Source organism: Agromyces ramosus, assembly GCF_004216665.1.
Taxonomy (GTDB): Bacteria; Actinomycetota; Actinomycetes; order Actinomycetales; family Microbacteriaceae; genus Agromyces; species Agromyces ramosus.
In genome coordinates this window covers 1,091,113-1,116,560 of sequence record NZ_SGWY01000001.1, presented here as the reverse complement: position 1 = coordinate 1,116,560, position 25,448 = coordinate 1,091,113, and the positions used below count along the sequence as shown (strand labels likewise).

Below are 25,448 nucleotides of genomic sequence, written 5' to 3'. Positions count from 1 at the left end.
ACGTTCGACGAGAAGAGCGAGCAGGATGACCACCACGATCGACGAAGACGTCACGGCGGAGACGCCGCAGAAGCCGACGAACCGGCAGCGACGGGCCGCGAACATCGCCGATGCGGCATCCGGCGGCCTGAAGATGATCCTGCTCAAGATCGTGATGCTCGCCATCCTCGACGCGATCGCGGTGTACGCCGTGTTCGTGCTCGTGATGAACAACCAGTGGCTGGTCGCCGCGGTCGTCGCCGTCGTCGCCGCGGCCGTCAACTGGATCTACTTCTCGCGTCGCAAGCTCCCGGCGAAGTACCTCACGCCGGGCCTCATCTTCCTGGTGCTGTTCCAGGTGTTCGTGCTCGTCTACACCGGCTACATCGCCTTCACGAACTACGGCACCGGGCACAACGGCTCGAAGGAGCAGGCCGTCTCGTCGCTCATGGCCTCGTCGCTGCAGCGCGTCGAGGACTCGCCGGCCTACCCGGTGACGGTCGTCGACCGGGCCGGCACCCTCGGGCTGCTCGTGACCGACCCCGACGGCGACGCCCTCATCGGCACGAACGACACGCCCCTCGACGAGGTCGACGCCGAGTTCGACGGCGAGAAGGCCGTGGCGGTCGACGGCTGGACGACGCTCCAGTTCGCCGACGTGATCGCCCGCACCGACGAGATCACCGAGCTCGCCGTGCCGGTGTCCGACGACCCGAACGACGGCGCCCTCCGCACGCCCGACGGCTCGAGCGCCTACCAGTACGTCTCGACGCTCGAGTACGACGAGGCATCCGGCACGATGACGGATGTCACGACGGGCACGGTGTACTCCGATATCGGCACCGGCGCCTTCACCTCCGACGACGGCGAGGAGCTGCTGCCCGGCTGGCAGATCACCGTCGGCTTCGACAACTTCGTGCGGGCCGTCACCGACCCGCGCCTCGCGCAGCCGCTCGTCTACGTCACGCTCTGGACGTTCGCGTTCGCGCTCATCTCGGTCGCCTCGACGTTCTTCCTCGGGCTGTTCCTCGCGATCGTCTTCAACGACGTGCGCATGCGTGGCCGCAGGTACTACCGGGTGCTGATGATCCTGCCGTACGCCATCCCGTCATTCCTCTCGGCGTTGATCTGGGCGGGCATGATGAACGAGAGCTTCGGGTTCATCAACCAGGTGCTGCTCGGCGGCGCCGAGATCCCATGGCTCACCGATCCATGGGTGGCCAAGTTCTCAGTGCTGCTCGTGAACCTGTGGCTCGGCTTCCCCTACATGTTCCTCGTGTGCATGGGTGCGCTGCAGTCGATCCCCGACGAGCTGCAGGAGGCCGCGACCGTCGACGGCGCGAAGCCCTGGGCCGTGTTCCGCCTGATCAAGCTGCCGCTCCTGCTCGTGACCGTCGCCCCGCTGCTCATCGCATCGTTCGCGTTCAACTTCAACAACTTCAACACCATCTACATGCTCACCGATGGCGGGCCGCGCGACTCGAACGCCCCCATCCCGGTCGGCTTCACCGACATCCTCATCACGATGGTCTACAAGGTCGCGTTCACCGGCCAGTCGCGTGACTACGGCCTGGCGAGCGCGTACTCGATCATCATCTTCATCATCGTCGCCGTGATCGCGGTCATCGCCTTCCGCCGCACCAAGACCCTCGAGGAGCTGAACTGATGGCCAAGGAGACGAAGCAGCACCGGTCGTGGGTCGAGGGGCCGGTCGTCGAGGCCGAGATCCTCGCGGCGGGGCTCGACACCGAGGCGAGGCGTCGTGCGATCGCGGATGCGGACGCCGGCGGACCCGGCGGCACGGAGTACGTTCCCCCGCGCAAGCCCTTCAGCTTCGGACGATGGTTCCGCGCGACCGGCTGGCGCCACATCGTGGGCATCGTGATGGTGGTGTTCGCGCTCTTCCCGATCGTGTTCGTCGTGTCGTCGTCGCTGAACCCGCAGGGCACGCTCACCGGATCGAACGCGCTCTTCTCGAAGATCGGACTTGAGAGCTACGTGCGGATCCTCACCGACCCGCAGGTTCCGTTCACGCAGTGGTTCGCGAACACGATCGTCATCGCCGGCATCACGGCCGTCGGCACGGTGTTCCTGGGCGCGCTCGCCGCGTATTCCTTCTCGCGCATGCGCTTCACGGGGCGCCGAGTCGGACTCGTCTCCATCGTCATCGTGCAGATGTTCCCGCAGATGCTCGCCGTCGTCGCGATCTTCCTGCTGATGAGCGCGATCTCGGACTGGTTCCCGGCGATCGGCCTGAACACCCACATCGGCCTGATCATGGTGTACCTGGGCGGGGCGCTCGGCGTGAACACCTTCCTCATGTACGGCTTCTTCAACACGATCCCGGCGTCGATCGACGAGGCCGCGAAGATCGACGGCGCGGGCCATGCTCGCATCTTCTTCACGATCATCCTGCGCCTCGCGGCCCCGATCCTCGCGGTCGTGGCGCTGCTGTCGTTCATCTTCTCGGTGAACGAGTTCGCCGTGGCATCCGTGATCCTCATCGACACCGAGAAGCAGACGCTCGCGGTGGGCCTGACGAAGCTCGTGTCCAACCCTCGGTACGCCGACTGGAGTGCGTTCTCGGCCGGTGCCGTGATGGCGATGCTGCCGGTCGTGGCGCTGTTCCTCTGGCTGCAGAAGTACATCGTCGGCGGCCTCACGGCCGGGGCGGTCAAGTAGTCGAGCGGATGCCGCGGGCGACCTGCCTGCGGCATCCGTCTCGGACCCGCGCACGCCGATAGTCTGAGCCGACCCCCGACCCCCGGCTCGCGCGGCGACCTCTCGACGCGCGCGACCCTGACGATGGAGCCCGAATGGACGTCCTGCCGACCGCCCCTGCGCCGACACCCATACCGACCCTGCCGCCGTCGGCTGGGCCTGTGCCGGCGGCTGAGTCTGTGCCGGCGGAGGTCGCTGTGCACGCACCCGCGTCGCCCACCCGGCCGCACAACGTGCTCGCGTGGGTGAGTCTCGGGCTCGCGCTGTCGTTCGTCGTTCTCGGGCCGATCGGCTCGATCCCGGCGATCGTGTGCGGCCATCTGGCGCGCGGCCAGATCCGCCGCACCGGCGATCAGGGTGGCGCGGCCGCGCTCACCGGCCTCATTCTCGGGTACGTCTTCACCGGAATCGCGGTGCTCGGGATCGCCGCCTACGTGGCGTTCGTGGCGTTCGTGGTGGTGTCGGAGTCCGCAATCGGCTGACGCCAGCCGATTCGGAGCACACCTTGCGAGGTGATATCCTCGTACGGTTGCCGAGTTCGGCACACGCCCCGATAGCTCAGTGGTAGAGCACTTCCATGGTAAGGAAGGGGTCGTCAGTTCAATCCTGACTCGGGGCTCTGGTTCTCTTCGGTCCGACCGACGAGGCCTACCCGGCGGGGTAGCTCAGGTGGTTAGAGCACACGGCTCATAATCGTGGTGTCGCGGGTTCGAGTCCCGCCCTCGCTACAACAGCAGAATCTCGCGGATCTCAGGCCGTTCAGGTCGACGGATTTCAGCTCGCGTCGATTCGCGTGTCCACATTCTGACCACATCTCAAACCGACTGGGTGTGATTCCGACAATGGGATCGTGATCCGCCAACGTGTAGCCGTGCCGCGGTTCGGTGTCAGTCGAGCGCGCTCAGAACTCTCGACGCGGCCTCGTCGAGAGTCGACAGCAACGATATCGAGATCATCGTCGAAGAGGTCCGAGTAGGTGTCGAGGGTCTTCGCCGCAGAGGCATGCCCAAGCATGCGCTGGACTGCTTTCACGTTCGCCCCGGAAGCGACCGCCAGACTCGCTCTAGACTCGCTGGGGTATGGCCATCCACTCACTCCTGAGCGGGGACATGTTGGACGACGACCTCGAATTGGCCGCGATTGTCCATGATTTCCTTGTCGTTGATCCCGAGATATAGCGTGCCGTCGACGGGACAGGCGTAGCTCGTGGACGAGCCGACGGCGAATCGATCCTTGTCGTCATCGTCAGTGTCGAGCCATCCAATGAGCGAGGCGGTGTTCGCTGAGCCAAGGACCCGCAGCTCGGGGAGCTCGCCGTTTGTGAGCCCTTCCGGACCGACTCGCGACGCGTCCGAGGCGTCGTACCATCCCTCGCCCGACGCTGCAATGATCATGCGGTCTCCCGCTTGGCACGAGAGGTTGGATGAGGTGATCCCATTCATCGGCACCGTAACTCCAACCAGGGAACCGATCGATGGATTGCCCCCGCCGTACCATCGAGGCAAGAGGCTGATGGCCGCGATCACTGCCACCACCAGCACGCCTCCGAGACCGATCCAAAGCACCCAGCGGCGTCGGGCTCCGGACGGCGCGGACTCCGGCTCGGCGGATTCCGTCAAGGCACCCGCTCTCGCCTCAGTTGCCAGTGCCTGTATAGCAACTGCGTTGGGGCTGGCTTCGGGGTCCGCCTCCGACCTCGGCAATGGTCCGGCCTCGGATTCCGATTCGGGTTCCTCCATCGACGCGGCCTCGGGTTCGGAGTCCAGTGGCGCCTTCGGCTCCCGTGCGGGCTCCGGCTTCGGGTCGGGCGTTGGTTCGGGTTCGGGTTCGGCCTCCGGCAGCGACTTCGGCTCCAGAACAGGTTTTAGTTCGGGTTCAAGTTCTGCAATCGGCGCGGCCTCGGGTTCGGTGTCCAGTGGCGACTTCGGCTCCCGTGCGGGCTCCGGCTTCGGGTCGGGCGTTGGTGCGGGTTCAGCCTCCGGCAGGGACCGCGGCTCCACGACGGGTTCCGGGTCAGGTTCGGGTTCTGCCTCCGGCAGCGACGTCGGCTGCACTACCTTTTCCGGGTCAGGGTTGGGTTCTGGCTTCGTCGGAACTTCGGTCGACGCTGGCGCCTGAGTGATCGAGTAGAGGTGCGCATCATCGCCGCGGAGATAGAGCATCGGCGTCACCCATTCGAGTGTGCCGCGGCCGAGCCCCAGGATTCCGATGCGGCCGCTCCGAACTGCTTCATCCACGCCTCGGCCGTAGGCAAGCGCAGTGTAGAAGGCCCGTGCGAACGCGATAGCGGCCGAGTCGCTGATCGAGAACTGCATTGCCGCGACCGCGCGGATCCCGCTGTGCGCGAGTGCCGCGGCTGTGCCCGAAAAGAGATCGGTGGCGCCAGTTGCACCCGACTGGCAGGAGTTCAAGACGACGAGTCTTGGTGTTGGCTCGGCCTCGTCGAGCAGGTCTGCGAGAGCATTCGCCGGGACGAGATCGGCCCTGCCGTCCGGGCCGACGAACGCGAGCATTCCTTCATCGGACTCGGTGTCGAACGTACCGTGCCCGATGAAGTGCAGTACGTGCCATTTCTTCGCGAGAAGTCTGCTGTGGATGCCCTGCCATGATGCCTCCTCGAGCCACTCGAGGTGGATGAGGCCGTCGAGGAGCTGAGGCCGCAGCGCCTCCTCCAGGCGCTCGCGTTCAGCTTCGACGTCAAGCTTGGGCAGCCCGCGTGGCGAGGCCACCATGGCGAGGATGCGCAACGGCGGTGAAATCGCAAGCGCCGGCGACGCATGTGGCGCGGGGACGTGGCGTACAAGCGGCTCCTTCCGGCAGAGGTATACCCCGGCCTGAGGATCGAACAAAGACTCCCACGGTAACGTCGCGAGTTCCGGCGCCGTCAGGCGCAGCGCGATCTGGAGCGCCGTTCCTCGCTCCGAGGCGATCGCCCGGCTGGTGCGATACGCCGCGCCGACCGCGCCGTCGAACGTGGCGACGAATAACCGCTCTCCCATGGCACGTAAGACCACCTCCGTCGCTGGAAGGATGCGCCGTGCAGAGACCGCGGATGAGAGAACTGTGGCTTCCAAGAGCGGCCGGTGAGCGAGGAGTTCGTCGACGTCGAGCGTGATGATTCCAGTCGGCTCGTCGCCACTGGCCGACCGGAGCACGCGCACCGTGAAGGACCCCGGCTCGGGGCTTGGCCCGATCTCGAGCTCCATCACGGTGTCCATGAGCTGAGCCTGTCGCAGCGGTAACTCTGTCGCAACCGTGGAGGCCCTGAGCTCCGCTCGGATTGCACATGGCCTGGGAAGATGGACCTGCCGCGGAAGCTGCGCTGAAGAAGGTGTGAGTCCGCCGCCAACGAACGATGCAGTTCCTGCAGCCAATGCTGGCCCTCGCGCACGACGTCGGCCACCTCTGAGGAGTTGAGGCCAACCATGTGGGATGAGTACGCCGGTGTGCGACCCGTGGAAGCCGCTGATCAGGTCGACCACACGTCCATTGGCGTATTCGAGCAGGATGACAGCTACGGGCGCGTCAGCCGACCGGCTCGACTCCAAGGAGGCCGGCCGTTGCGTTTCTGATCCGGCCCAAGCGCGGCACCAAATACTTCAGCAACGGCCGACTCCGCGGACGAACCCGCCAAACCCTCTATCCGTCACGATGTCCTGATACCTCAACTGTGAGAGATGTCCTGATCCAGAACCGTCAGGCATGACCTGATGCATCACATCAAGAGCCGCCGATTGCGCGAGACGCGTGACCACATTCTGGCCACACTTGGCGTTCTCGTCGCATGACCGTGTAGCGGTCTCGTGAGCGAAGAGTAGCGAAGTCCCGAGCTTCGCGACGGTTGACTGCGGCAATTCGGGCCGCCGATACGAGCACACGGCTCATAATCGTGGTGTCGCGGGTTGGAGTCCCTCCCTCGCTACAGCAGAATCTCGGGGATCTCAGGCCGTTCAGGTCGACAGATTTCAGCTCGCGTCAATTCGCGTGTCCACATTCTGACCGCAGCTCGAACAAGTCAGCTCTGAGTCGGCGACGAGAACGTGATCCACGAGGGCGTAAGCGAGTCCCCAGTGGGTGTCAGTTCAGAATGGCTCACGCCAGTGCACCGCCGCATCGTCGAGTCGAACGTCGACGAAGTCGAGACCGTCGTCGAGCAGATCGGACTCTGTGCGTGCCTGGTGGAACTGATCCGCTCAGGGCGGTATCCAGCTCCTCCGGAACTCGAGGTCTCGGCACAGTTCGCCCCTTCGCGGTCGGTTATCCATCCGTCTCACGCGCCCCGAAAGCCGGTCGCTCAGCGCCCGCAATCCGGTCACATTCGGGCTGCGGTCTCGAGTTCGTGCATGTCAGGGCGTGCGCGGCATTTCGGTTGTTCTGCCCCGGGCAGGCATAGGCTCCGGTCCATGAACAGGCAGATCATCCGTACGGACAACGCGCCGAGCTCTCCGCTGTACAGCCAGGGTGTGCGAGCGGGTTCGACGATCTACGTGTCGGGAATGGTCGGGATCGATCCGGCGACCGGCGAGCTGGCCGGGTCATCGATTCAGGATCAGACACGGCAGGCGTTGCACAACTGCGAGGCCATCCTTCATGCGAGCGGCAGCACTCTTGCCGACGTGACCCTGGTCACCGTGTTGCTTGCACAACCTGCTGACTTCGCCGGCATGAACGAGGCCTACTCGGAGGTCTTCGATCAGCCTCTTCCGACCCGCGCCGTCGCCCGGCTCGGACCTGACTTGGGAGGCATCCTGGTGTCGATAATGATGACCGCGCATACGGCCAGCTGACCGCGTCGCTCACCACAGACCCCGTCTTCGGCCGCGTCGACAGCGGTCGAAATCATCGAGGATTTCATTGCGCCCGAAAGCCGGTCCCTCGATGAGAGTGCAGCGTCAGCAGGCGCCGTCGGCGGGTGTCGGTGGGCGAACAACGCCGGCCCCTAGGCTCATTGCATGAGTCGCGCGCGCATCCATGGGCTCCCTGTCCTCCGATTCACGAGGCGGTTGTCATCACGCCGTTGGGACGTCACCACCTCAATCATCGAGGATGCTCCGCCTCGACGCTGGTGCGTGACCATCGCCCCCAGAGGTGGCTCCGACGATGCCCATCGGGTCCCGTTCGCGATGGTTCACGTCGAGCGAGCTGACGGCAGCGTCGAAGGCGCCTGGTCCTCAGACCCCAGCGCGAGCACGCGATGGGCATATTCACGAACTGTCGACCTGCAAGCTGATGAGGCGATCCCCTCACTCGTTCTGCACGAGTCCCTCGTCCCTCGCCGTCTCGCATTCGTGCGACATCAGCTACCCGGGAACCGTTACCGGGACATCCCATCGTGTTGTCGCTGGCTGACGAGGCCTACCCGGACGAGGCTTCGCCCATCCAATGAGGGATCGGTCAACGGCGCACTCGATAGCACAGGTGAAGCACTCGGTTGCCCTGAATGACTACGTTCGGGTCCTCCAGCAGGTGCTGCGAGTCGACGGAGCCGAAGTACCGCTTGCCGGACCCGAGCACGACGGGCGCGACGTCCATGCGTACCTCGTCGACCAAACCTGCGGCGAGCGCCTGGCCGCCCACGTCGCCAGCAGCGACCTCGACAGTGCGGTCACCCGCGAGCTCCCTCGCCTTGGCCACGGCCGCCTCGATACCGTCGACGAAGTGAAACGCCGCGTTGGAGTCCCAGCCCTCGGGTGCCGGCCGGTGTGTCACGACGACGACGTGGTCGATCCCGCTCGGAGGCGTCCCGTCCCAGCCGTCCGTGATGTCGAAGACGTGGCGACCGGCGATCGTCACCCCGATCTGGTCCCAGTACGGCCGGATGTGGTCGTAGGACGCTTGCGACACGTTCAGTACGCCGCTGTCGTCCAACGGCACGTCACCGCTGACCAACCATTCGAACAGTGGACCGGGATCGTCGTTCTCAGCCGCAATGAAGCCATCCACCGACACCGACGCATTCATGACCACTTTCCCCATGGGTTCCTCCTCTGTTCAGAGTCCCAAGTCTTGTGTGTCGTGGGTGGTCGCTCTTGTAAGAAATCAATCGGCTGGCAGCGGCCAGCCATCCAGCGCGTGGCCGGGATGTTCGCGGAGGAAGCGTTGCCGGACTTCGACATACCGGGTCGGCGTGAGCCCGGTGAACTCCCGGAACTCGTGGACGAAATGGGCCTGGTCGAAGTAGCCTGCGCCAGCGGCAACATCGCCCCAGTCGATCGGTGCGGCCACGTCGAGCGCCAACACGGTGGCGGTGAATCGGTAGCTGCGCGCCAGCCGCTTCGGCGTGACGCCGATGACCTCCTTGAACCGCTTCGCCAAGTACGTGCTGCTGGCGCGTGTTGCCACGCCGAGGTCGCTGATCGGCGCCGCTCCGCCGGTCTCCGCGATGGCGCTGCTCATATGGCGGACGATGTCCAGGCCGTCGATCGCGCGCAGCCGACGCACCAGTTCCTCCTCGAGCAACTTCAGCATTTCCTGCGGTGCATCCGCCAACGTCAGTCGGTGTCGCAACTCAGCGATGGCGGGCTGGCCCCAGATCTGCTCCACCGTCGCCGGTCGGTCGCACAACTCCGCAGCGGGCATCGGAAGAAACGGGGCCAGCCCCCACGGCCTGAAGTGGACGCCCACCGACCGGGTCGGGGTTGGGTAGCCGAACTCCCAGGCACGGGTGGGCGTGGTGACCGCGCAGCCGTCGGCGTATTCGACGGTTTGTATATCGGTGCCTGCGCGGATGAGAAACGGCGCCCCGAGGTTGACGATGAGCAACGGCGCGGGCGCCGCCGGCAGCATCAACCGAGAGTATGGCGGGGCACCCTCCAAGTAGTAGAGGTCGTCGATCAGGCCGTCGAGCGGCGGACCGGGCACCTTGGACACGTACTCCACCCTGACATCATCGCCGACCGCTTTGTCTACGGTTGCGCCCTGCAGGAAGTCAGCCTGCCGTTCGACACCGCCGAAGAGCTCGCGGCAAGGCCACCCACGTGCCGGCAGGAAGCTCGACGGCGTCGAGGTCGTCGGGGGTCGTGTCTGTGACAGCGACACCGTGCGTTCGCGTTAGCCGAAGAGCGCTGCGACGATGTCGTGCGTGTACCCGTCTGGGCCGGCGTTGATCCAGTGGGTCGCAATCCAGATCCCGTCCCGAAAGAAGTGGGATTCGCCGGCGTTCCCGTCATCAGTTTTCGGGGTCTCATACACACACCGTGTGCCTTGCAGCTCCTCATAACAGGTCTGCCCGAGCTGCTGCAGGCGGGTGGGCAGTTCCGTCATCTGCAGTGGGCTGATGTATGCGATGTCGGTGAACAGGCCACGGTCGGTCGGCCCGCCTGCCGCCCACTTGCAGGTGATCGCGGACTGCGAGGTGACGGTGTGGTGGACATCCTCGTCAAAGTATCTCCCGCCCCACCATGCCGGATCGTTTGTCCATTCCGGGTTCAGGGTGAGGCCGTGGAAGTCGGGGGTGAGGTCGCGGGTGTAGATCTCCTCACAGGCATGCGGGATCCGGTCCGCATTCGCAGTCGGTTCGGGTGTCTCGATCGCGGCGGGCGGCTGCGTGACCACAGGAGCGCTCGTCGGCGTCGTCTCGGGGGCGGTCGCCGTCGGGCCGGCCGACGCGCCCGCCACAGTCTGCATCCCTCCTCCTGCAGCACCGAGAACCACGGATATGACCAACGCGGACACGATGGCCGCACCGATCACCGACGATGTGATCGTGATCCAGAACGCACGGCGCTTCGTGAGCGGCGTCCTGGCGGTGGCGTCGGTCATCGGGTTCCTCTCGTCCGGCCAAGTGGGATCGTACCGGCTGGGGAACTCATAGGAGTGCCGTTCGTGTCGCGAGCAGGCGCGCGGTCCTTCCCGCAGATAACTACACGGACGCAGGGCGCGCCAGGTCCTTCCGGTGACCCCTTGGGACCAGCTGAGACGGACGTGCAGTCGACATCCGGTCTGAGCCCGACGGACGCTCCCGACGTATTCACCCGGAGTGAGTCGACAGGTGGTGAGAGTCGCCCACACCTTGTTCGTATAGCGATCCCTCATTGCGGCATGACTTCCATTGCCACTTCAAGTGCGCGGGCGAGGTCAGGCAGGATCCTTCTTGCGCTGGCGCTCGTCATGGCCGTCGCTGGGAAGAAGCGATCGCGCCCCGCGATGGCCACCCCGATGATCTTGACGTTGCGCGCCATGATGTCGGTGTCGGCCCAGCGGTTGATGTACCCGGAGTAGTGCTCGACCAGCAGTTCCTCCACCTCGTGTTTGGTGAACCGGTACGTGCGCCACCAACTCACGATTGTGAGCGTCTCTCCGTCGATCCTCACTCGGATCATCACCGCGCGAACCGCGAGCAGAACACCCGGCAGCAGGAAAAGAGCAGGCGCCGGCCGTGAGAGCAGGTCAACGGGATCTGCGGCGGCGCTGAGGAAACCGATCGATCCAGCGAGCACCCAGAGGATGCCGATGCTGAGACCAACGATGCGCGCGACACGTCCGACGGCCCGCGGGGCCACATTCGTGGTCAACGGATGACCCTCCTTGAAGTCGTGTTCGCTGCGGCTCCCACACACGTGCTTCCACACCCGAACTGGGAGAATAGCGGCGCTCTGCGATCCGGCACCCTCAACGACGGTCGTCTCGTGCGCTGAACAAGCGGTGGAACCATCGGCGTAGTCTCGCGGGGGCCACGCGTGCCGGGATTGTCGTTCTGCCCCGTCTTGTGGTGGTGTGCGCGATTCCTCGATCGTCAAGAATGCGGACTTGGCACCGTACCGGGGCGACCGTGCCCGGCGTCGACGCCTCGATGTCGACCGTGAGCGACGCTTCGCGCACCCACTCGCGCGGCAAGTGTCGAACGCCGAGATGACGCGCGAGATCGCGCTGCAGCATCTCCGATACCGAGCGAACATGGCCAGATGCCGGTTTGGCCGTACCCGCGATCATGTCGAACGAGTACGCCGTGCCCGCGCCTGCGCGGACCGCTTGGGCAACATGGGCGAGTGGCCAGTCCGGGTTCGCTGGCGAATCGAAAACGAAGTGCCCGGAAATGCCATCTGCAACATCTGAGAGTTCACGTCGTCGAGCCACGTCCAGACCCTACGCGATTGATGGTCCGCATGTCTGCTCGTCGGCCGCGCCACGAATTGCCGGTCAACCTGCCGGGTCAGGGGCCTTCACGGCAGCGCGTGCGGCACGACTTTCACCCCACCGGGCAGGCGCCCGTCTGTGCCGTGTACGACCCGGTCAAGCGCAGCGTCGTCGCCGCGGTCACCAGTGGAAGCCACCGAAGTGACGTCCGTGGTTGCTGTGCGTGTGGCCGGGGCCGAGCTCCGCGATGCGGACGCGGGGTCCTCTCCGAGCATGGAAGAGGGCGTAGCCCGACAGGATGAGCATGGCCCATGCCGGCGCGACGGCCTCGAGGCGGGCGAGCACGCCGAAGACGAGTCCGACGGCGGTCGCGGTGACGCCCAGCACGACCTGGCAGAAGATGATCACCTCGGTATCGGCCTCCTCTCCGAGGTTGTGATACATCCACGTCGACCGCGTGCTGGTCGTCGCCGCCCCACCGGCTGCGGCGAAGACGATGACGACGCCGCTCAGGATCGGCAGCGCTTCAGCACCGCTGTAGTCCGCGATGAGCGCCGCGATGGCAGCGCAGACACCGAGCGCCGCCGCCGTCAGCAGGAGCCCGCGAATCGTCGCCCGGTGTCGACTCAAGGTCCACAACGCGGTGAACAGCAGGGTCCCGATCGCCGTGACCGCGACGATGTAGTGGAGGGCCTCGGATTTCTGCCCGTGCAGGGTCGCGCCGTGGACGCTGTAGAAGCTCGTTCCCAGGGCGATGGAGAGGAAGAGCACCTGGGTGACGAGGAATTCGCGAACCCAGGGGTTCTTCCGATCGGGTCGAGCCCGCAAGGCGGTGAGGATGCCGACCGGCACATTCCTGGTCGCCACGCCGGACCCGGTCGAGCGAATGCGGAGCAGGGAGAGCGCTGCGACGACCATCGCGGTGATACCGATCCAGAGGAGGGCGAGGTGGGCGTCCCTCCCGTTCGGATCGAGGAAGAACGTCGCCAGCACGACCGTGATCGCCAGGGTCAGCACCGCACCACCTGAGCTCTGCACGACGCCGAGCGCCGACTTCTCCGACGATGCGAGCGAGGAGGACATCACCTCCACCACGGCGATCGATGCGACACCCGACAACAGGCCCACGACCGCGGCGACGAGGAGGAGTGCGTTCAGCCACTCGGGGCTCACGAACAGGATTCCGATGCCGGTGACCGCGAACACGGTCGCGATCAAGGCCAGGATCAGCGCGAGCGACCTCGATACGGAACGCAGGCCCAGCACGCGCGGCGCCAGGATCACCCCGAGCAGGTTTGCGGCGATGTAGATGGGAAAGATCAGCGCCGCCGCGAAGGTGCTCCCGCCGAACGCGACGCAGATGAACGGGAGCACGACTGCCGCAGCGGTCAGGTGATTCGCGACCGCGAAGCTCACGCTCTCGGTCGCCGCGGCGACGAAGTTCCGCCGACCAGCTGCCGCGCGCATCACAGCACCAAGTTACAAGCGACGGAAAGGTCCGTGGCAACGCAAATCCGACGACCGATGCGATTCGAGCGCGCCATCCGGCATGCGACGATCGGGCTATGAAGCAACGTGAACGCCGTCAGGCACGCACGCGCTACGTGGTCATGGGCGTCGTCGGCGCGGTGGTCGCCGGGATCGTCGTCGCGGTGGGCCAGTACGGCATCGCCGCTGCCGCCGGGTGGTCGGCCGCCTGCATCGTCTACCTCGTCTGGATCTGGGCGACCATCGGCCGGATGGATGCCCCGACGACGAAGGCCCACGCCTACCGGGAGGATCCCACTCGCACGATGAGCGACGTGCTGCTCGTGCTCGCGAGCCTCGCGAGCCTCGTGGTGACGGTGTTCGTGCTGGTGCTGACGTCGGGGGAGGCGGGCGCCGAGAGCGACGTCCTGGGGGCGGTGGCCATCCTGAGCGTGGTGCTGTCGTGGTTCCTGATCCACACGCTCTACACCCTGCGCTACGCGGTGCTGTACTACTCGGGGCGCCCGGGCGGCGTCGACTTCAACCAGGTCGAACCGCCGGCCTACGGCGACTTCGCCTACCTGGCGTTCACCATCGGCATGACGTTCCAGGTGTCGGACACCAACATCTCGGCCTCGGTCATCCGGCAGGCGGCGATCCGGCATGCCCTGCTGGCGTACCTGTTCGGCGCCGTGATCCTCGCCACCCTCGTGAACCTGGTCGCCGGATTCGCGTTCTGAGGAGCTTGAACGACGACGAAGCCGTGGTTTGCCCATCGCGGTTCGGAGGCATAGTATCGCCATGCGCGATATGGGAATGACACGTTCGATAATCGAACATGTGCCCTCGCGCACCACACGACGATGTGAGGAGAGCCCCGTGCAGTTCCACCACCACGGCTACGTCTCCGGCGACCCCCGAGTGCTCCCGGCCGCCGGTGTGGGCCTCGATCGCCCCGAGGAGCTTCCCGACGAGGTCGACGTGCTCATCGTGGGGGCCGGTCCCGCGGGCATGATCGCCGCGGCCCAGCTGGCCATGTTCCCGAACGTCATGACCCGGATCGTCGACCGCCGTCCCGGGCGACTCGAGATCGGCCAGGCCGACGGCATCCAGGCCCGCAGCGTTGAGACGTTCCAGGCCTTCGGGTTCGCCGAGCGCATCGTCGCCGAGGCGTACTGGCAGACCGAGATGGTGTTCTGGAAGCCGGATCCCGCCGACCCGTCGCGCATCGTGCGGGCGAAGCGAACCCCCGATGATCCGAGCGGCGTCAGCGAGTTCCCGCACCTCCTCGTCAATCAGGCGCGCGTGCTCGACTACTTCGCCGAGTTCGCCGCGAACGCGCCGACGCGCCTGCAGCCCGACTATGGCTACGAGTTCGAGGGCCTCGAGGTCGCCGACGAGGGCGACGACGAGTACCCGGTGACGGTGTCGCTCGTGCACACCGCGGGGGAGCGCGAGGGGCAGCGGCGCACCGTGCGCGCGAAGTACGTGATGGGGGCGGATGGCGCTCGCAGCCGGGTGCGCGCGGCGATCGGATGCCACATGGCGGGCGCTCAGGCCAACCACGCGTGGGGCGTGATGGACGTGCTGGCGGTCACCGACTTCCCCGACATCCGCACCAAGTGCTCGATCCAGTCGGAGGCCGGCTCCATCCTGCTCATCCCGCGCGAGGGCGGCTACCTGTTCCGCATGTACGTCGACCTCGGCGAGGTCGCGCCCGACGACCACCACGGTGTGCGCAAGACCACGATCGACCAGGTCATCGCCACGGCGAACGAGATCCTGCATCCCTACACGCTCGACGTGAAGAACGTGGCATGGCACAGCGTGTACGAGGTGGGCCACCGCCTCACCGACCGATTCGACGACGTGCCGACGGATGCCGCGGGCTCGCGCACCCCGCGCGTGTTCATCGCCGGCGACGCCTGCCACACCCACAGCGCCAAGGCCGGCCAGGGCATGAACGTGTCGATCCAGGACGGGTGGAACATCGGCTGGAAGCTCGGCCACGTGCTGGAGGGTCGAGCCCCCGAGAGCCTGCTCGCCACCTACTCCGCCGAACGGCAGGTGGTCGCCCAGAACCTCATCGACTTCGACAAGCAGTGGTCGACGATGATGGCGAAGAAGCCCGAGGAGTTCGCCTCGCCGTCGGAGCTCGAGGAGTTCTACGCGCAGACGTTCGAGTTCCCCGCCGGCTTCATGACCCAGTACGCCCCGTCGCTGATCGTCGGCGAGGCCGCGCACCAGGATCTCGCGAGCGGGTTCCCGATCGGCAAGCGCTTCAAGTCCGCGCCGGTCGTGCGGGTGTGCGACGCCAATCCGGTGCACCTCGGGCATCACGCGACGGCCGACGGCCGGTGGCGCATCTACGTGTTCGCCGACGCGGCATCCGCCGGCGAGGCATCCGACGTCGCGAACTTCGCCGAGTGGATCGCGACGGCGCCGGATTCGCCGATCGCCGCGACGCCGGCGGACGCCGGTCGCGACGCGTGGTTCGACGTGAAGGTGATCTACCAACAGGACTACACGGGCGTCGACATCAATGCGGTGCCCGACGCGTTCAAGCCCCGTACCGGCCCGTTCGAGCTCATCGACTACGAGCGGGTCTACGCCACCGACCCCGCGCAGGACATCTTCGACGAGCGCGAGATCGACCGTGGCGGCGCCGTGGTGGTGGTGCGCCCCGACCAGTACGTCGCGCACGTGCTGCCGCTGACGGCGACCGACGAGCTCGCCGCGTTCTTCCGGCCGATCCTGTCGTCGAAGGCACCAGCCGCGGTGTGACTCCGGAGCCCGCCCGCGTGCGACCTCGGCGCCCGCCGCAGTGCGCCGTCGGGGTCAGGCCGCCCCGAGCGCGCTGCGGATCGAACGTGAGGCGCTCGCGAGCCGCTCGGCGATCTGGCCGTCCGACCGGGCGCTCGAGACGTAGACGACCGCGAGCGCCGCGGGTTGCCCGCTCGGCAGCTGCAGCGGCACGGCGGTCGATCGCAGGCCCGGGATGACCTCGTCGTGACTCGTGGCGTAGCCGCGGGTTCGCGCCTCCTCGAGCTCGACCCGGTGCGCGGCATCCACATCGCTCGGCCATTCGCTCGGCGGGAGCGCGGCGAGGATCGCCTTGCCGGGGGCGCCGACGCCGATCGCGTGCCGCGTGCCCGGGCGCTGCGCGACCGACGCCATCGCGTGTCGCGGCTCGATGCTCGTCAGCGTGACGATCTCGTCGCCGTCGAGCACGGCGAGGAAGCAGGTCATGCCGAGCTCGTTCGCCGCGCTCGTGAGTTCGGGCAGGGCCTCGGCCTGCAGGTCGTGGGCGACGCCCGCCGCGAGTGCCGCGAGCCGGGCCCCGAGAATGATCCGCCCGCGAGGGTCGCGCACGGTGAGCCGGTGGTGCTCGAGCGTGCGCAGCAGTCGATACGCGACCGACCGATGCACGCCCAGTCGCTGCGCGAGCTCGTCGATCGACAGCGGCTCGCGCGCATCCGCCAGGATCTCGAGCACGCGGATGCCGCGGGAGAGCGTCTGCGAGTGCGGCGCGGGGGTCGTGCCCTCGGTCTCGGCGGGCATGGTCCCCCTGGGGTCGGATGCGGGCGCATGGCGGTCGCGCACCGCCGGAAGCGATGCCGATTTGCGGTGCGTTCGATTATAGAACAGCGCGTCCGCAGTGGGTCAGGCGGAACCGATGCCACAGGCCGCGAGGATCAGGTCCGCGATCTCCCCGGGGTGGGTCAGGATCGCCAGGTGGCCGGCGTCGACCTCGATGGTCGTCGCGCCCATGCGCTGTGCGACGAATCGCTCGAGGTCGGGCGAGGTCGTCTGGTCCTGCTTCGACACCGCATACCAGCACGGCTTCTCATGCCACGCGGCCACGGTGGTCCGCGACGCGAAGAGCGTGTCGGCGATCCGTCCCTGCACGGCGTACAGCACGCGAGCGCGCACCGGATCCACTCCGCCGGCGAAGTGGTCGAGGAAGGCACGCTCACCGAGCTGGGCGAAGCCACCGGCGTGGACGATGCCGGCGCTGGCCGGCGGCGTCGGGAACCTCGCGGCCAGGGCGGCGTAGTCCTCGTCGACCTCGGGGGCTCGCGCTGCGGCGTAGACCAGGCCGATGACCTTCGGGTCGTCACCCGCCTGGCTGATGACGGTTCCCGCCCACGAATGCCCCACCAGCACCGTCGGGCCGTCGTGCAGGTCGAGCGCCCGGCGCGTCGCTGCGACGTCGTCATCGAGCGAGGTGAGCGGATTCTGCACCGAGGTCACGTCGAGTCCCGCCGCCTGCAGGATGGGGATGACCTCGGCCCACGAGGAGCCGTCCGCGTAGGCGCCGTGCACGAGCACGACGTGCTGGGCGGTGGCCGGCGCGGCGCCGGCGCTGGCCGCGGCCGACTCCTCGGCTCGTGACGGCGCGGGCGCGGGCGTGACGTCTGGGTCGGTCATGGTGTCGTCCCTCCGGATCGGTTGCAGTCAGTGTGCTGCGCCCGGCTGCTCGCCGCAATCACGGCCCGCTGCGAGACGGGCGGCGCCCCCGCACGCCGGAGCGGGCGGGGGCGCCGTGGCGCGGCATCCGGTCAGGAGTGCTGCGGCAGGATGTCGAAGGCGACGCGGCCGTCCTCCGAGACCCGTGCGTCGAGGGTCTTGTCATCGAGCGCCACGGCGGCGTCCTCCCCGAGGAAGACGTGCGCGCCGGCCTGCTCGACCACGGCGTCGCGTTCCTCGGGCGTCGGCACGATCGCCACGGAGAACTCCGTTGCCTCGGGGCTCTCGATGTCGATGCGGAGGCCGGTGCCGTCGGGGCCGCCCCTGCGGGAGACGATCTCCTTCACGACGGTGCTGGCGGTGTCGGTCAGTGTGAGCATGTGCTCCTCCTCTGCGATCACGAAGTGCCCCACCCTTCCGAGATCCCGGCCGGTTCGCCACCCCTTGAAATCGACGAGCGGATGCCGCACACTGGGCCACCCTCGCGCGGTGGGCGTGTCGGCGAGGGGTGCGGGTGCCCGGGCGCCGTCGCGAACCGAGCGTTCAACCGTTTCGACTTCCCCTTGTGCCGCAGCACCCGCGCAGTCGGCCGACGCCCGGCGCCCTGACGGCTCCCAGCCCGACGGACTACCCTGAAGCGTGACTTCCGGCGATGCTCCGGTCGAGGTCGAGGCTCCCGAGGAGCCCGCCACGACCTTCTCCGACCTCGGCCTCGAGGGTGCGGTGCTCAAGGCGCTCGACGACGTCGGCTACGAGACGCCGTCGGCGATCCAGGCGGCGACCATCCCCACGCTCCTCGCCGGCCGCGACGTCGTGGGCCTCGCACAGACGGGCACCGGCAAGACCGCGGCCTTCGCACTGCCGATCCTCGCGCGCCTCGACGTGTCGCAGAAGAGCCCGCAGGCGCTCGTGCTCGCGCCGACCCGCGAGCTCGCCCTGCAGGTCTGCGAGGCGTTCGAACGCTACGCCGCTCACCTGCGCGGCGTGCACATCCTGCCGGTCTACGGCGGGCAGGGCTACGGCGTGCAGCTCTCGGCGCTGCGCCGAGGCGTGCACATCGTCGTCGGCACGCCCGGCCGCATCATGGACCACCTCGACAAGGGCACCCTCGACCTCTCGGAGCTCAAGTACCTCGTGCTCGACGAGGCCGACGAGATGCTGAAGATGGGCTTCGCCGAGGACGTGGAGACCATCCTCGCCGACACCCCCGACAGCAAGCAGGTCGCCCTGTTCTCGGCGACCATGCCCGCCGCGATCCGCCGCATGTCGAAGCAGTACCTGCACGACCCCGAAGAGATCACCGTCAAGACCAAGACGCAGACGTCGGCGAACATCGCCCAGCGGTACCTCGTGGTCTCGTACGCGCAGAAGGTCGACGCCCTCACCCGCATCCTCGAGGTCGAGAACTTCGAGGGCATGATCGTCTTCGTCCGCACGAAGAACGTCACCGAGGAGCTCGCCGAGAAGTTGCGCGCACGCGGCTACTCGGCCGCGGCGATCAACGGCGACATCAACCAGGTGCAACGCGAACGCACGGTGAACCAGCTGAAGTCGGGCAAGCTCGACATCCTGGTGGCCACGGATGTCGCGGCCCGCGGCCTCGACGTGGAGCGCATCAGCCACGTGGTGAACTTCGACATCCCCACCGACAGCGAACCCTACGTGCACCGCATCGGACGCACCGGTCGCGCGGGACGCACGGGCGACGCCATCAGCTTCGTCACGCCCCGCGAGCGCGGGCTCCTCGCGCGCATCGAGAAGGCCACGCGCCAGCCGCTCGTCGAGATGCGGCTGCCGAGCGTCGACGACGTGAACGTCACCCGGCTCGCGCGATTCGACGACCGCATCACGGCGGCGCTCGAGCAGGCCGACCGGGTCGAGGGGTTCCGCGACATCATCGCGCACTACATGCGGCACCACGACGTGCCCGAGGTGGACGTCGCGGCGGCGCTCGCGATCGTCGCGCAGGGCGAGTCGCCGCTGCTCCTCGAGCCCGAGCCCGAGCGTCCCCGCCGGGCGGAGCGCGAGCGATTCGACCGCGACGACCGCGACCGGGGCGGCCGAGGCGACCGGGGCGACGGGCGGGGTGCGGAACGCGCCCGAGGCGAGCGCCCCGAGCGGCGTCCCCGGCCCGGCGCCAAGCCGATGGCGACGTATCGCATCGCCGTCGGGCGGCGGCACAAGGTCGAGCCGCGGCAGATCGTGGGCGCGCTCGCGAACGAGGGCGGCCTCAGCCGCGACGACTTCGGGGCCATCCAGATCCGGCCCGAGTTCTCGCTCGTCGAACTGCCGGCCGACCTCTCGAGCGAGACCCTCTCGCGGCTCGACGGCACGCGGATCTCGGGCCGGCTCATCGAACTGCGCCCCGATCGCGGTGGACCGCAGCGGCGCACCGACCGGGGTGACCGCGGTCGCGACACCGAAGGCGACGGCGACCGTGCGTCCTTCCGGAAGCCCCGCCACAAGAACTGACGCCGGTCACCGCTCGGCGTCGTCGGAGGCGTCCGATTCGTCCGAACCCTCTGAACGGTCCGATCCATTCGAGGCAGCATCGCGCCCCAACCGCGGGAACATGAGCTTCGTGTACCCGGCGGAATGCACGGCGAGCGCGAGCGCACTCGCCACCAGCACTCCGGCGCCGGCCATCCACGTCACGTGCCAGAAGCCCGAGACGATGCCGGTGAACGCGAAGAACACCGCGACGCTCTGCGCGACGGTGACGAGCTTCGATCCCGACGCGCGTCGCATGAAGGCCTCCTGGTGCGTGACGAGCACCAGCCCCGCGAGGAGCGGAATGGCGACGGAGAACGCGACGACGCAGATCACGGCGGAGAGGTCGAGCGAGGTCACGGTGAGGAACGGCTGCACCATGACGATGCCGATGCCGACGAGTCCGCCGTACATCAGGTTGTTCTGGCGGATCCACTCCAGTTCGAGCCCGGGCTGCCGACTCGCCTCCGCCCACTTCCGTTCGTCCTCGTCCACGGTCTCCTCCCGTCGCGCCGCACGGCGTGGGACCGGAGCCTAGCAGGACCCGGCACGCTCCTCGTGGCGTCCGCAGCTCGATCGTGCGGCGGCGCGCAACCGACCACCCGCGATGTCAAGCGGGACGGCCGAACATGCGTCATCCTCGTCTTCCGCCTATCCTCGTAGGAGTGCCGTGACCCCCGAACCGGGGTGACGGCCGCGCGCTGGAACGGGTCGGTGCGCGTGGAACGAGGTGGGACGTGTCGGACGAGCAGCAGGCTGAGGAGCCGATGCGTCGACCCCGCGGACGCCACCGCGGTCGCCCGGCCGTGGTCGCCCCGGCGGGCGACGGGTGGCGTGCACGCCTCGCCGCCGCCGCGGCGCCGGTCGTGGCATCCGTCGAGCCTCGCATCGCGGTCGCGGCCGAGTGGCTGTTCGAGCGCCGCCTGCATGTGCTGATCGTGGCGGCGTCGGTGGCCACCATCGCGATGATCGGCGGCGCCGTGGCGCTCATCTCGTTCGCCGGCGCCCCGCAGCCCGAAGACGAGGCCGCGACCGTCGTCGAGACGCCCCGGCCGACGTCGACCGATCCGGCTTCGCCGAACACGTACGCGCCGATCCTCCCGAGCCCCGGACCGACGCCGAGCGTCAAGCCGACCGCACCGGCGACGCCCGCGCCGTCCCCCGATGGCGACCCCGACGCCCCGGCGACCGAGCCGCCGGCCGAGCCGACGACCGAGCCCGTCACCGAGGAGCCCGCCGGTCGTCCCGATCCGCCCGGCCACACGAACAAGCCCGACAAGCCCAAGCCCTGACGACTCGAGCACCGCGTGCGGCGCCGCACGAGCGGATTCCCCACCCAGCGCAAGGGGTTACGTCCGATCGGCGCGTGGGATACGTTCGCCCGATGGATTCGCCGAGGAAGGTCGTCGTACGAGGGCGCGAGTATCGCGTGCACGAATCGGGGCGCGCCGACGCGGACGGCGCTTCGACGGTGCTCCTCCACGGCATCGGCATGACCCACCGCTCCTTCGCCCGCGTGCAGGAGGCGATGCCGGCCGGGCACCGCGTGCTGAACCTCGACCTCGCGGGCTTCGGCCGCTCACCGGCGCCGCGGAGGGGCCTCAGCGTCGAGCAGTACGCCGCCGATCTCGCAGAGGTGCTCGCCCGGGTCGACGCGTGGCCCGCGGTCGTGGCCGGCCACTCGATGGGCACCCAGTTCGCCGTCGAGCTTGCCCGAATCCGTCCCGCCGAGGCTCTCGGGGTCGCCCTCATCGGGCCAGTGGTGGATCCCGCCCGCCGCACGCTCCCGCAGCAGGCGGCCGACCTCGCGCGCGATACCGTCGGCGAGCCGCCGTCGGTGAACGCGCTCGTGCTCGGCGACTACGTCCGCGCCGGCGTACGCTGGTACCTGAAGGAGCTCGGCGCGATGATGGACTACCCGATGCTCCAGCGGATCCGGGAGAGCTCGGCAGAGGTGGCGGTGATCCGCGGCGAGCGGGATCCGATCGCCCGTGAGCGGTGGTGCCGACGGCTCGTGGCGGCGAGCGGCGGCCTCGCCGAGCTCGTCACCATTCCCGGCGAGCACCACGTCGTGCCGCGCACGGCGCCGACCGTGGTCGCGCGCGAACTGGTGCGTCTGGCCGAGCGCGTGGACGGCCGGCTCCCGGACGTCGCGCCCACGCCTCGAGCGGCCGCCGGATGACACGGGCGCCAGGCCGCTCGCTTCAGCTGCCTGGTGCGCCGTCCCACCCGTATTCGGCTTCATCACATTCCGCATTCATTCGCCGTTCAGATTCACGTGGTCGGCTAGCGTGAACCCGACGCCCACCGACGTGCGTCTCCGCCGATCGATGGGACGAAACGTGGACACCCGTACGGCCGAGTACCCCAGGCCGGATCATTTCCTCCTCCACATCAGTGACACGCACCTGCTCGCAGGCGGTGGCCGGCTCTACGATCGCGTCGCGAGCGAGGAACACCTGCGCACGCTGTTCGAGGAGTTCGAGGCATCCGGTGCCAGGCCCGAGGCCATCGTGTTCACCGGCGATCTCGCCGACCGTGGCGAGCCCGACGCGTACGACCGGATCCGTCGCATCGTCGACCCCGTCGCCGACCGCCTCGGCGCACAGGTCATCTGGGTAATGGGCAACCACGACGACCGCCCGGCGTTCCGTCGTGGCCTGCTCGGCGACCCGGTGGGCGGCTTCCGCCCGGTCGATCGCGTCGACGACGTCAACGGCCTGCGGGTCATCACCCTCGATTCGACGGTGCCCGGGCACCACCACGGCGAGGTCGCGCCCGTCCAACTCGACTGGCTCGCCGAGGAGCTCGCGATCCCCGCGCCGCACGGCACGATCCTGGCGATGCACCACCCGCCCGTGCCGAGCGTGCTCGACCTCGCGGTCTCGGTCGAGCTGCGCGACCAGGCCGGGCTCGCCGAGGTGATCGAGGGCAGCGACATCCGCTCGATCATCGCCGGCCACCTGCACTACTCGTCGACCGCGACGTTCGCGGGCGTGCCGGTGTCGGTCGCATCGGCCAGCTGCTACACGCAGGACCTCAACGTGCCGGTCGGCGGCACCCGCGGCCGTGACGGCGCCCGCGCGTTCAACCTCGTGCACGTGTACCCGACGACGGTGCTGCACTCGGTCGTGCCGCTCGGGGCGTTCCCGGCGCTGGACTGGATCGACGCCGACGAGAGCGCCCGCCGTATCGCGCTGTCGGGCATCGGCATCGCGGATGCCACGACGCCGCCGGCGCCGAAGGAGCCGCCGTTCACCATGCCGATCCCCGTGCTGGCCTGACGGCACCGGGAGCGCGCGGGGATCCCGCGGGGTGCGATCGGGCGGCGGTCAGGCCGTCAGGTCGGACCCGACCGCCAACGCGGTCACCGGCGACGTCGCGCTCGCGGGAGCTGCGACCTCCGACGGCTTCTCCCACGGCGCGGCGAACGGGAAGTACCGCTCGAGGAAGTCGATCACCGCCGCGGTGCGCTGCTCGACCGAGATCTCGGGGAAGCTGCCGTCGTTCAGGCAGAACATGTCCTGGTCGCGCCGCTTCAGCAGCTGCTTCATTGCGGGCAGCGCCTTGCGCAGCGTCGTCTCGACGTACTTGACGCGGGCGTCGGTCTGCACGACCGCGCGACCCGTGAGCAGCGCGTAGTAGTGGTAGAGCGAGTTCGTCACCGAGATGTCGGTGGCCGCGCGGAAGCGGCTGGCCGCGGTGCGCCGGAACTCCTCGGGGAACGCCTCCTCGAGGTCGGCCATCACGCTGCGTCGCAACGGGGCGGCGCAGTGCTCGAGGTGCCGCGTGGTGACCTTGCCGAACCGCTCACGCAGCAGGGCCCGGTTCACGCGGGCGGCGTTCTCGAAGCCCGAGCGGCTCGGATGCGTGTCGCCGAGGCCGATCCGCGTCGAGGCCTCGACGAACTTCGTGATGCCGCCCGGCGAGAAGAACAGCGACGGGCTCACCGGCCGTCCGAAGAACATGTCGTCGTTCGAGTAGAGGAAGTGCTCCGCGATCCCGGGGATGCGGTGCAGCTGGCTCTCGACCGCGTGCGAGTTGTGCGTCGGGAGCACCGACGTGTCGGCGAACATCTCCTCGCTGCGCACGATGGTGACCTTCGGATGCCGCGCGAGCCACGACGGCGCCGGCGAGTCCGTCGCGATGAAGATGCGTCGCACCCACGGCGCGAACAGGTACACCGACCGGAGCGCGTACTTGAGCTCGTCGATCTGCCGGTAGCGGGCCTCGGAATCGTCGCCCTCGCCGACCACGTAGCTCTGCATGCGCTTGGCGCGCTCGCGCACGAACTCGTCGCTCGACCCGTCGACCCATGAGAACACCATGTCGATCTCGAAGTCGACGTCGCTCGCGAGCGGGTCGAACATGTGCTCGAGGGTGGGCCAGTCGCGCCCGTGCAGGTGCACCGTGTCGTCGATCGCCTCGGACCGGGGGAGCGTGCGCCGCATGAGCGCGTTCTCGACCGGGGCCTCGATGGTGTCGTCGCCGAAGCGCCAGAACTCCAGTTGCACCGCGGTCTCGCGGCCGTAGCGAAGTCGCCCGACGGGCTCGACGCGCGGACGGTAGAGCCGCAGCACGGTGGGCTTGCGGTGCGCGGAGAGTCGGCCGTCGGCGAGCAGTACCGGCAGCGATCCGGCGCCGGCGTCGGGCGGGACCGGCGCGGCGTAGAACGGCTCGTTCGCGAACGCGTCGGCGAAGGCGCGGGCCACGGCCTTGCGATCGGCGCGGTCGACGGCGACGACGAGCCGCTCGTCGTTGCCGCGCACGAGCAGGAACCGGATGCCGGCCGCGTCGAGTGCCTCGCCGATCGCCAGCAGGTCCTCCACCATCGACTCACGCGGCGTCATGTGCCCGTTCCGCAGCGCGTACTGCCCCTTGCGCAGCACGAGGTCGTCGCGATCGAACCGCGCCATGCGCGGCGCCGACGCCACCAGCACGAGTTCCGAGGCATCCGCGAGCCGCATCGGCGGTGCCTTGGCGGGCTCCCGCCTCGCGAACGCGTGCCCGGTGTGGTCGTGGTGGTCGGCAGGTCGATCGCGGTCGGAACTCGTCACGGAAGAATGGCCTCCAGGGGTCGGGTGAGGGCGTGCGCGGATGTCGCGACTGCTCTGATCATACGCAGCGCCGCTCGACGCGCCGACCGGATTGACAGGACGGGCACCCGACCCCCTCGATTCCGGGGTGACCGCCCGCGCGGCTGGGAGTTTCACGAGGATCGCTCGGCTGGGGACGGCAACCGGAGT

General features: G+C 68.2%; 22 protein-coding genes, 2 tRNA genes and 1 pseudogene. 12 read left to right on the top strand and 13 right to left on the bottom strand.

Going from position 1 to position 25,448, the window contains the following annotated elements; all coding sequences use genetic code 11:
* The first annotated feature begins 25 nt into the window (after positions 1-25).
* The 5 genes from EV187_RS05235 (at position 26) to EV187_RS05215 (ending at position 3,428) form a co-directional block, all read left to right on the top strand.
* On the top strand, positions 26-1,645 hold the full coding sequence (locus EV187_RS05235) for an ABC transporter permease subunit (protein ID WP_130351909.1): 1,620 nt from the start codon (positions 26-28) through the stop codon (positions 1,643-1,645).
* On the top strand, positions 1,645-2,661 hold the full coding sequence (locus EV187_RS05230) for a sugar ABC transporter permease (RefSeq protein WP_130351908.1): 1,017 nt from the start codon (positions 1,645-1,647) through the stop codon (positions 2,659-2,661). The genes EV187_RS05235 and EV187_RS05230 overlap by 1 nt, the downstream gene beginning before the upstream one ends.
* A 134-nt stretch (positions 2,662-2,795) precedes the next feature.
* On the top strand, positions 2,796-3,182 hold the full coding sequence (locus EV187_RS05225; RefSeq protein WP_130351907.1) for a DUF4190 domain-containing protein: 387 nt from the start codon (positions 2,796-2,798) through the stop codon (positions 3,180-3,182).
* 65 nt (positions 3,183-3,247) lie between these two features.
* Positions 3,248-3,319 (top strand) — tRNA-Thr (locus EV187_RS05220).
* 35 nt (positions 3,320-3,354) lie between these two features.
* Positions 3,355-3,428 (top strand) — tRNA-Met (locus EV187_RS05215).
* A 46-nt stretch (positions 3,429-3,474) separates the two neighbouring features.
* On the opposite strand, the pseudogene EV187_RS18670 reads toward EV187_RS05215, so the two are convergent.
* A pseudogene (locus EV187_RS18670) lies at positions 3,475-3,762 on the bottom strand (hypothetical protein); the annotation flags it as partial.
* Positions 3,763-3,791: 29 nt separating this feature from the next.
* A complete protein-coding gene (locus tag EV187_RS05205) occupies positions 3,792-5,918 on the bottom strand; it encodes a CHAT domain-containing protein (protein WP_130351906.1) in 2,127 nt (708 codons plus the stop codon).
* Between the two features lie 1,185 nt (positions 5,919-7,103).
* On the opposite strand from EV187_RS05205, the gene EV187_RS05200 reads away from it, so the two are divergent.
* A complete protein-coding gene (locus tag EV187_RS05200; protein ID WP_130351905.1) occupies positions 7,104-7,487 on the top strand; it encodes a RidA family protein in 384 nt (127 codons plus the stop codon).
* A gap of 607 nt (positions 7,488-8,094) precedes the next feature.
* Here the strand turns inward: EV187_RS05200 and EV187_RS05195 are convergent.
* The 6 genes from EV187_RS05195 to EV187_RS05170 all read right to left on the bottom strand — a co-directional run bounded on the left by EV187_RS05195 (position 8,095) and on the right by EV187_RS05170 (position 13,242).
* Positions 8,095-8,676, bottom strand: coding sequence for a dihydrofolate reductase family protein (locus EV187_RS05195; RefSeq protein WP_130351904.1), 582 nt, complete (start codon positions 8,674-8,676; stop codon positions 8,095-8,097).
* A gap of 63 nt (positions 8,677-8,739) precedes the next feature.
* Positions 8,740-9,579: a helix-turn-helix domain-containing protein gene (locus EV187_RS05190; RefSeq protein ID WP_207221738.1), complete on the bottom strand. Its 840-nt coding sequence runs from the start codon at positions 9,577-9,579 to the stop codon at positions 8,740-8,742.
* 171 nt (positions 9,580-9,750) lie between these two features.
* Complete coding sequence (locus EV187_RS05185) at positions 9,751-10,461, bottom strand: hypothetical protein (RefSeq protein ID WP_130351903.1); 711 nt, start codon at positions 10,459-10,461, stop codon at positions 9,751-9,753.
* Positions 10,462-10,730: 269 nt separating this feature from the next.
* Positions 10,731-11,213, bottom strand: coding sequence for a hypothetical protein (locus EV187_RS05180; protein ID WP_130351902.1), 483 nt, complete (start codon positions 11,211-11,213; stop codon positions 10,731-10,733).
* A gap of 97 nt (positions 11,214-11,310) precedes the next feature.
* The gene (locus tag EV187_RS05175) at positions 11,311-11,775 is read right to left on the bottom strand and encodes a hypothetical protein (RefSeq protein WP_130351901.1); all 465 of its coding nucleotides are present in this window, start codon (positions 11,773-11,775) and stop codon (positions 11,311-11,313) included.
* Positions 11,776-11,955: 180 nt separating this feature from the next.
* Complete coding sequence (locus EV187_RS05170) at positions 11,956-13,242, bottom strand: hypothetical protein (protein ID WP_130351900.1); 1,287 nt, start codon at positions 13,240-13,242, stop codon at positions 11,956-11,958.
* 98 nt (positions 13,243-13,340) lie between these two features.
* Between EV187_RS05170 and EV187_RS05165 the strand changes: the two genes are divergently transcribed.
* Positions 13,341-13,982: a DUF1345 domain-containing protein gene (locus EV187_RS05165; protein ID WP_130351899.1), complete on the top strand. Its 642-nt coding sequence runs from the start codon at positions 13,341-13,343 to the stop codon at positions 13,980-13,982.
* A 139-nt stretch (positions 13,983-14,121) separates the two neighbouring features.
* Positions 14,122-16,026, top strand: a complete 1,905-nt coding sequence (locus EV187_RS05160; protein WP_130351898.1) for an FAD-binding monooxygenase — start codon at positions 14,122-14,124, stop codon at positions 16,024-16,026.
* A 54-nt stretch (positions 16,027-16,080) separates the two neighbouring features.
* Here the strand turns inward: EV187_RS05160 and EV187_RS05155 are convergent, their stop codons facing one another.
* From EV187_RS05155 to EV187_RS05145, 3 genes are all read right to left on the bottom strand, one after another.
* The gene (locus EV187_RS05155; protein WP_130351897.1) at positions 16,081-16,803 is read right to left on the bottom strand and encodes an IclR family transcriptional regulator; all 723 of its coding nucleotides are present in this window, start codon (positions 16,801-16,803) and stop codon (positions 16,081-16,083) included.
* A 102-nt stretch (positions 16,804-16,905) separates the two neighbouring features.
* The gene (locus EV187_RS05150) at positions 16,906-17,673 is read right to left on the bottom strand and encodes an alpha/beta fold hydrolase (protein WP_130351896.1); all 768 of its coding nucleotides are present in this window, start codon (positions 17,671-17,673) and stop codon (positions 16,906-16,908) included.
* 131 nt (positions 17,674-17,804) lie between these two features.
* Positions 17,805-18,092 carry an iron-sulfur cluster assembly accessory protein gene (locus EV187_RS05145; protein WP_130351895.1) on the bottom strand — a complete coding sequence of 96 codons (288 nt, stop codon included), beginning with the start codon at positions 18,090-18,092 and terminating at the stop codon, positions 17,805-17,807.
* Between the two features lie 259 nt (positions 18,093-18,351).
* On the opposite strand from EV187_RS05145, the gene EV187_RS05140 reads away from it, so the two are divergent.
* A complete protein-coding gene (locus EV187_RS05140) occupies positions 18,352-20,184 on the top strand; it encodes a DEAD/DEAH box helicase (RefSeq protein ID WP_130351894.1) in 1,833 nt (610 codons plus the stop codon).
* 6 nt (positions 20,185-20,190) lie between these two features.
* On the opposite strand, the gene EV187_RS05135 is transcribed toward EV187_RS05140, so the two are convergent.
* On the bottom strand, positions 20,191-20,697 hold the full coding sequence (locus EV187_RS05135; protein WP_130351893.1) for a hypothetical protein: 507 nt from the start codon (positions 20,695-20,697) through the stop codon (positions 20,191-20,193).
* Positions 20,698-20,939: 242 nt separating this feature from the next.
* Between EV187_RS05135 and EV187_RS05130 the strand changes: the two genes are divergently transcribed.
* The 3 genes from EV187_RS05130 to EV187_RS05120 all read left to right on the top strand — a co-directional run bounded on the left by EV187_RS05130 (position 20,940) and on the right by EV187_RS05120 (position 23,486).
* Positions 20,940-21,494, top strand: a complete 555-nt coding sequence (locus EV187_RS05130; RefSeq protein ID WP_130351892.1) for a hypothetical protein — start codon at positions 20,940-20,942, stop codon at positions 21,492-21,494.
* Positions 21,495-21,586: 92 nt separating this feature from the next.
* A complete protein-coding gene (locus tag EV187_RS05125; RefSeq protein WP_130351891.1) occupies positions 21,587-22,384 on the top strand; it encodes an alpha/beta fold hydrolase in 798 nt (265 codons plus the stop codon).
* 160 nt (positions 22,385-22,544) lie between these two features.
* Positions 22,545-23,486 (top strand): phosphodiesterase, encoded by a 942-nt coding sequence (locus EV187_RS05120; protein ID WP_242609438.1) that lies wholly within the window; start codon positions 22,545-22,547, stop codon positions 23,484-23,486.
* Between the two features lie 48 nt (positions 23,487-23,534).
* On the opposite strand, the gene EV187_RS05115 is transcribed toward EV187_RS05120, so the two are convergent.
* Positions 23,535-25,169, bottom strand: a complete 1,635-nt coding sequence (locus EV187_RS05115) for a stealth family protein (RefSeq protein ID WP_130352258.1) — start codon at positions 25,167-25,169, stop codon at positions 23,535-23,537.
* Positions 25,170-25,448 lie beyond the last annotated feature (279 nt).

Bases quoted from the DNA above. Each gene is read 5' to 3' on its own strand.
- EV187_RS05235 (WP_130351909.1), top strand. From the start codon at position 26: ATGACCACCACGATCGACGAAGACGTCACGGCGGAGACGCCGCAGAAG.
- EV187_RS05230 (WP_130351908.1), top strand. From the start codon at position 1,645: ATGGCCAAGGAGACGAAGCAGCACCGGTCGTGGGTCGAGGGGCCGGTC.
- EV187_RS05225 (WP_130351907.1), top strand. From the start codon at position 2,796: ATGGACGTCCTGCCGACCGCCCCTGCGCCGACACCCATACCGACCCTG.
- EV187_RS05205 (WP_130351906.1), bottom strand. From the start codon at position 5,918: ATGGACACCGTGATGGAGCTCGAGATCGGGCCAAGCCCCGAGCCGGGG.
- EV187_RS05200 (WP_130351905.1), top strand. From the start codon at position 7,104: ATGAACAGGCAGATCATCCGTACGGACAACGCGCCGAGCTCTCCGCTG.
- EV187_RS05195 (WP_130351904.1), bottom strand. From the start codon at position 8,676: ATGGGGAAAGTGGTCATGAATGCGTCGGTGTCGGTGGATGGCTTCATT.
- EV187_RS05185 (WP_130351903.1), bottom strand. From the start codon at position 10,461: ATGACCGACGCCACCGCCAGGACGCCGCTCACGAAGCGCCGTGCGTTC.
- EV187_RS05170 (WP_130351900.1), bottom strand. From the start codon at position 13,242: ATGCGCGCGGCAGCTGGTCGGCGGAACTTCGTCGCCGCGGCGACCGAG.
- EV187_RS05165 (WP_130351899.1), top strand. From the start codon at position 13,341: ATGAAGCAACGTGAACGCCGTCAGGCACGCACGCGCTACGTGGTCATG.
- EV187_RS05155 (WP_130351897.1), bottom strand. From the start codon at position 16,803: ATGCCCGCCGAGACCGAGGGCACGACCCCCGCGCCGCACTCGCAGACG.
- EV187_RS05150 (WP_130351896.1), bottom strand. From the start codon at position 17,673: ATGACCGACCCAGACGTCACGCCCGCGCCCGCGCCGTCACGAGCCGAG.
- EV187_RS05145 (WP_130351895.1), bottom strand. From the start codon at position 18,092: ATGCTCACACTGACCGACACCGCCAGCACCGTCGTGAAGGAGATCGTC.
- EV187_RS05125 (WP_130351891.1), top strand. From the start codon at position 21,587: ATGGATTCGCCGAGGAAGGTCGTCGTACGAGGGCGCGAGTATCGCGTG.
- EV187_RS05115 (WP_130352258.1), bottom strand. From the start codon at position 25,169: ATGCGGCTCGCGGATGCCTCGGAACTCGTGCTGGTGGCGTCGGCGCCG.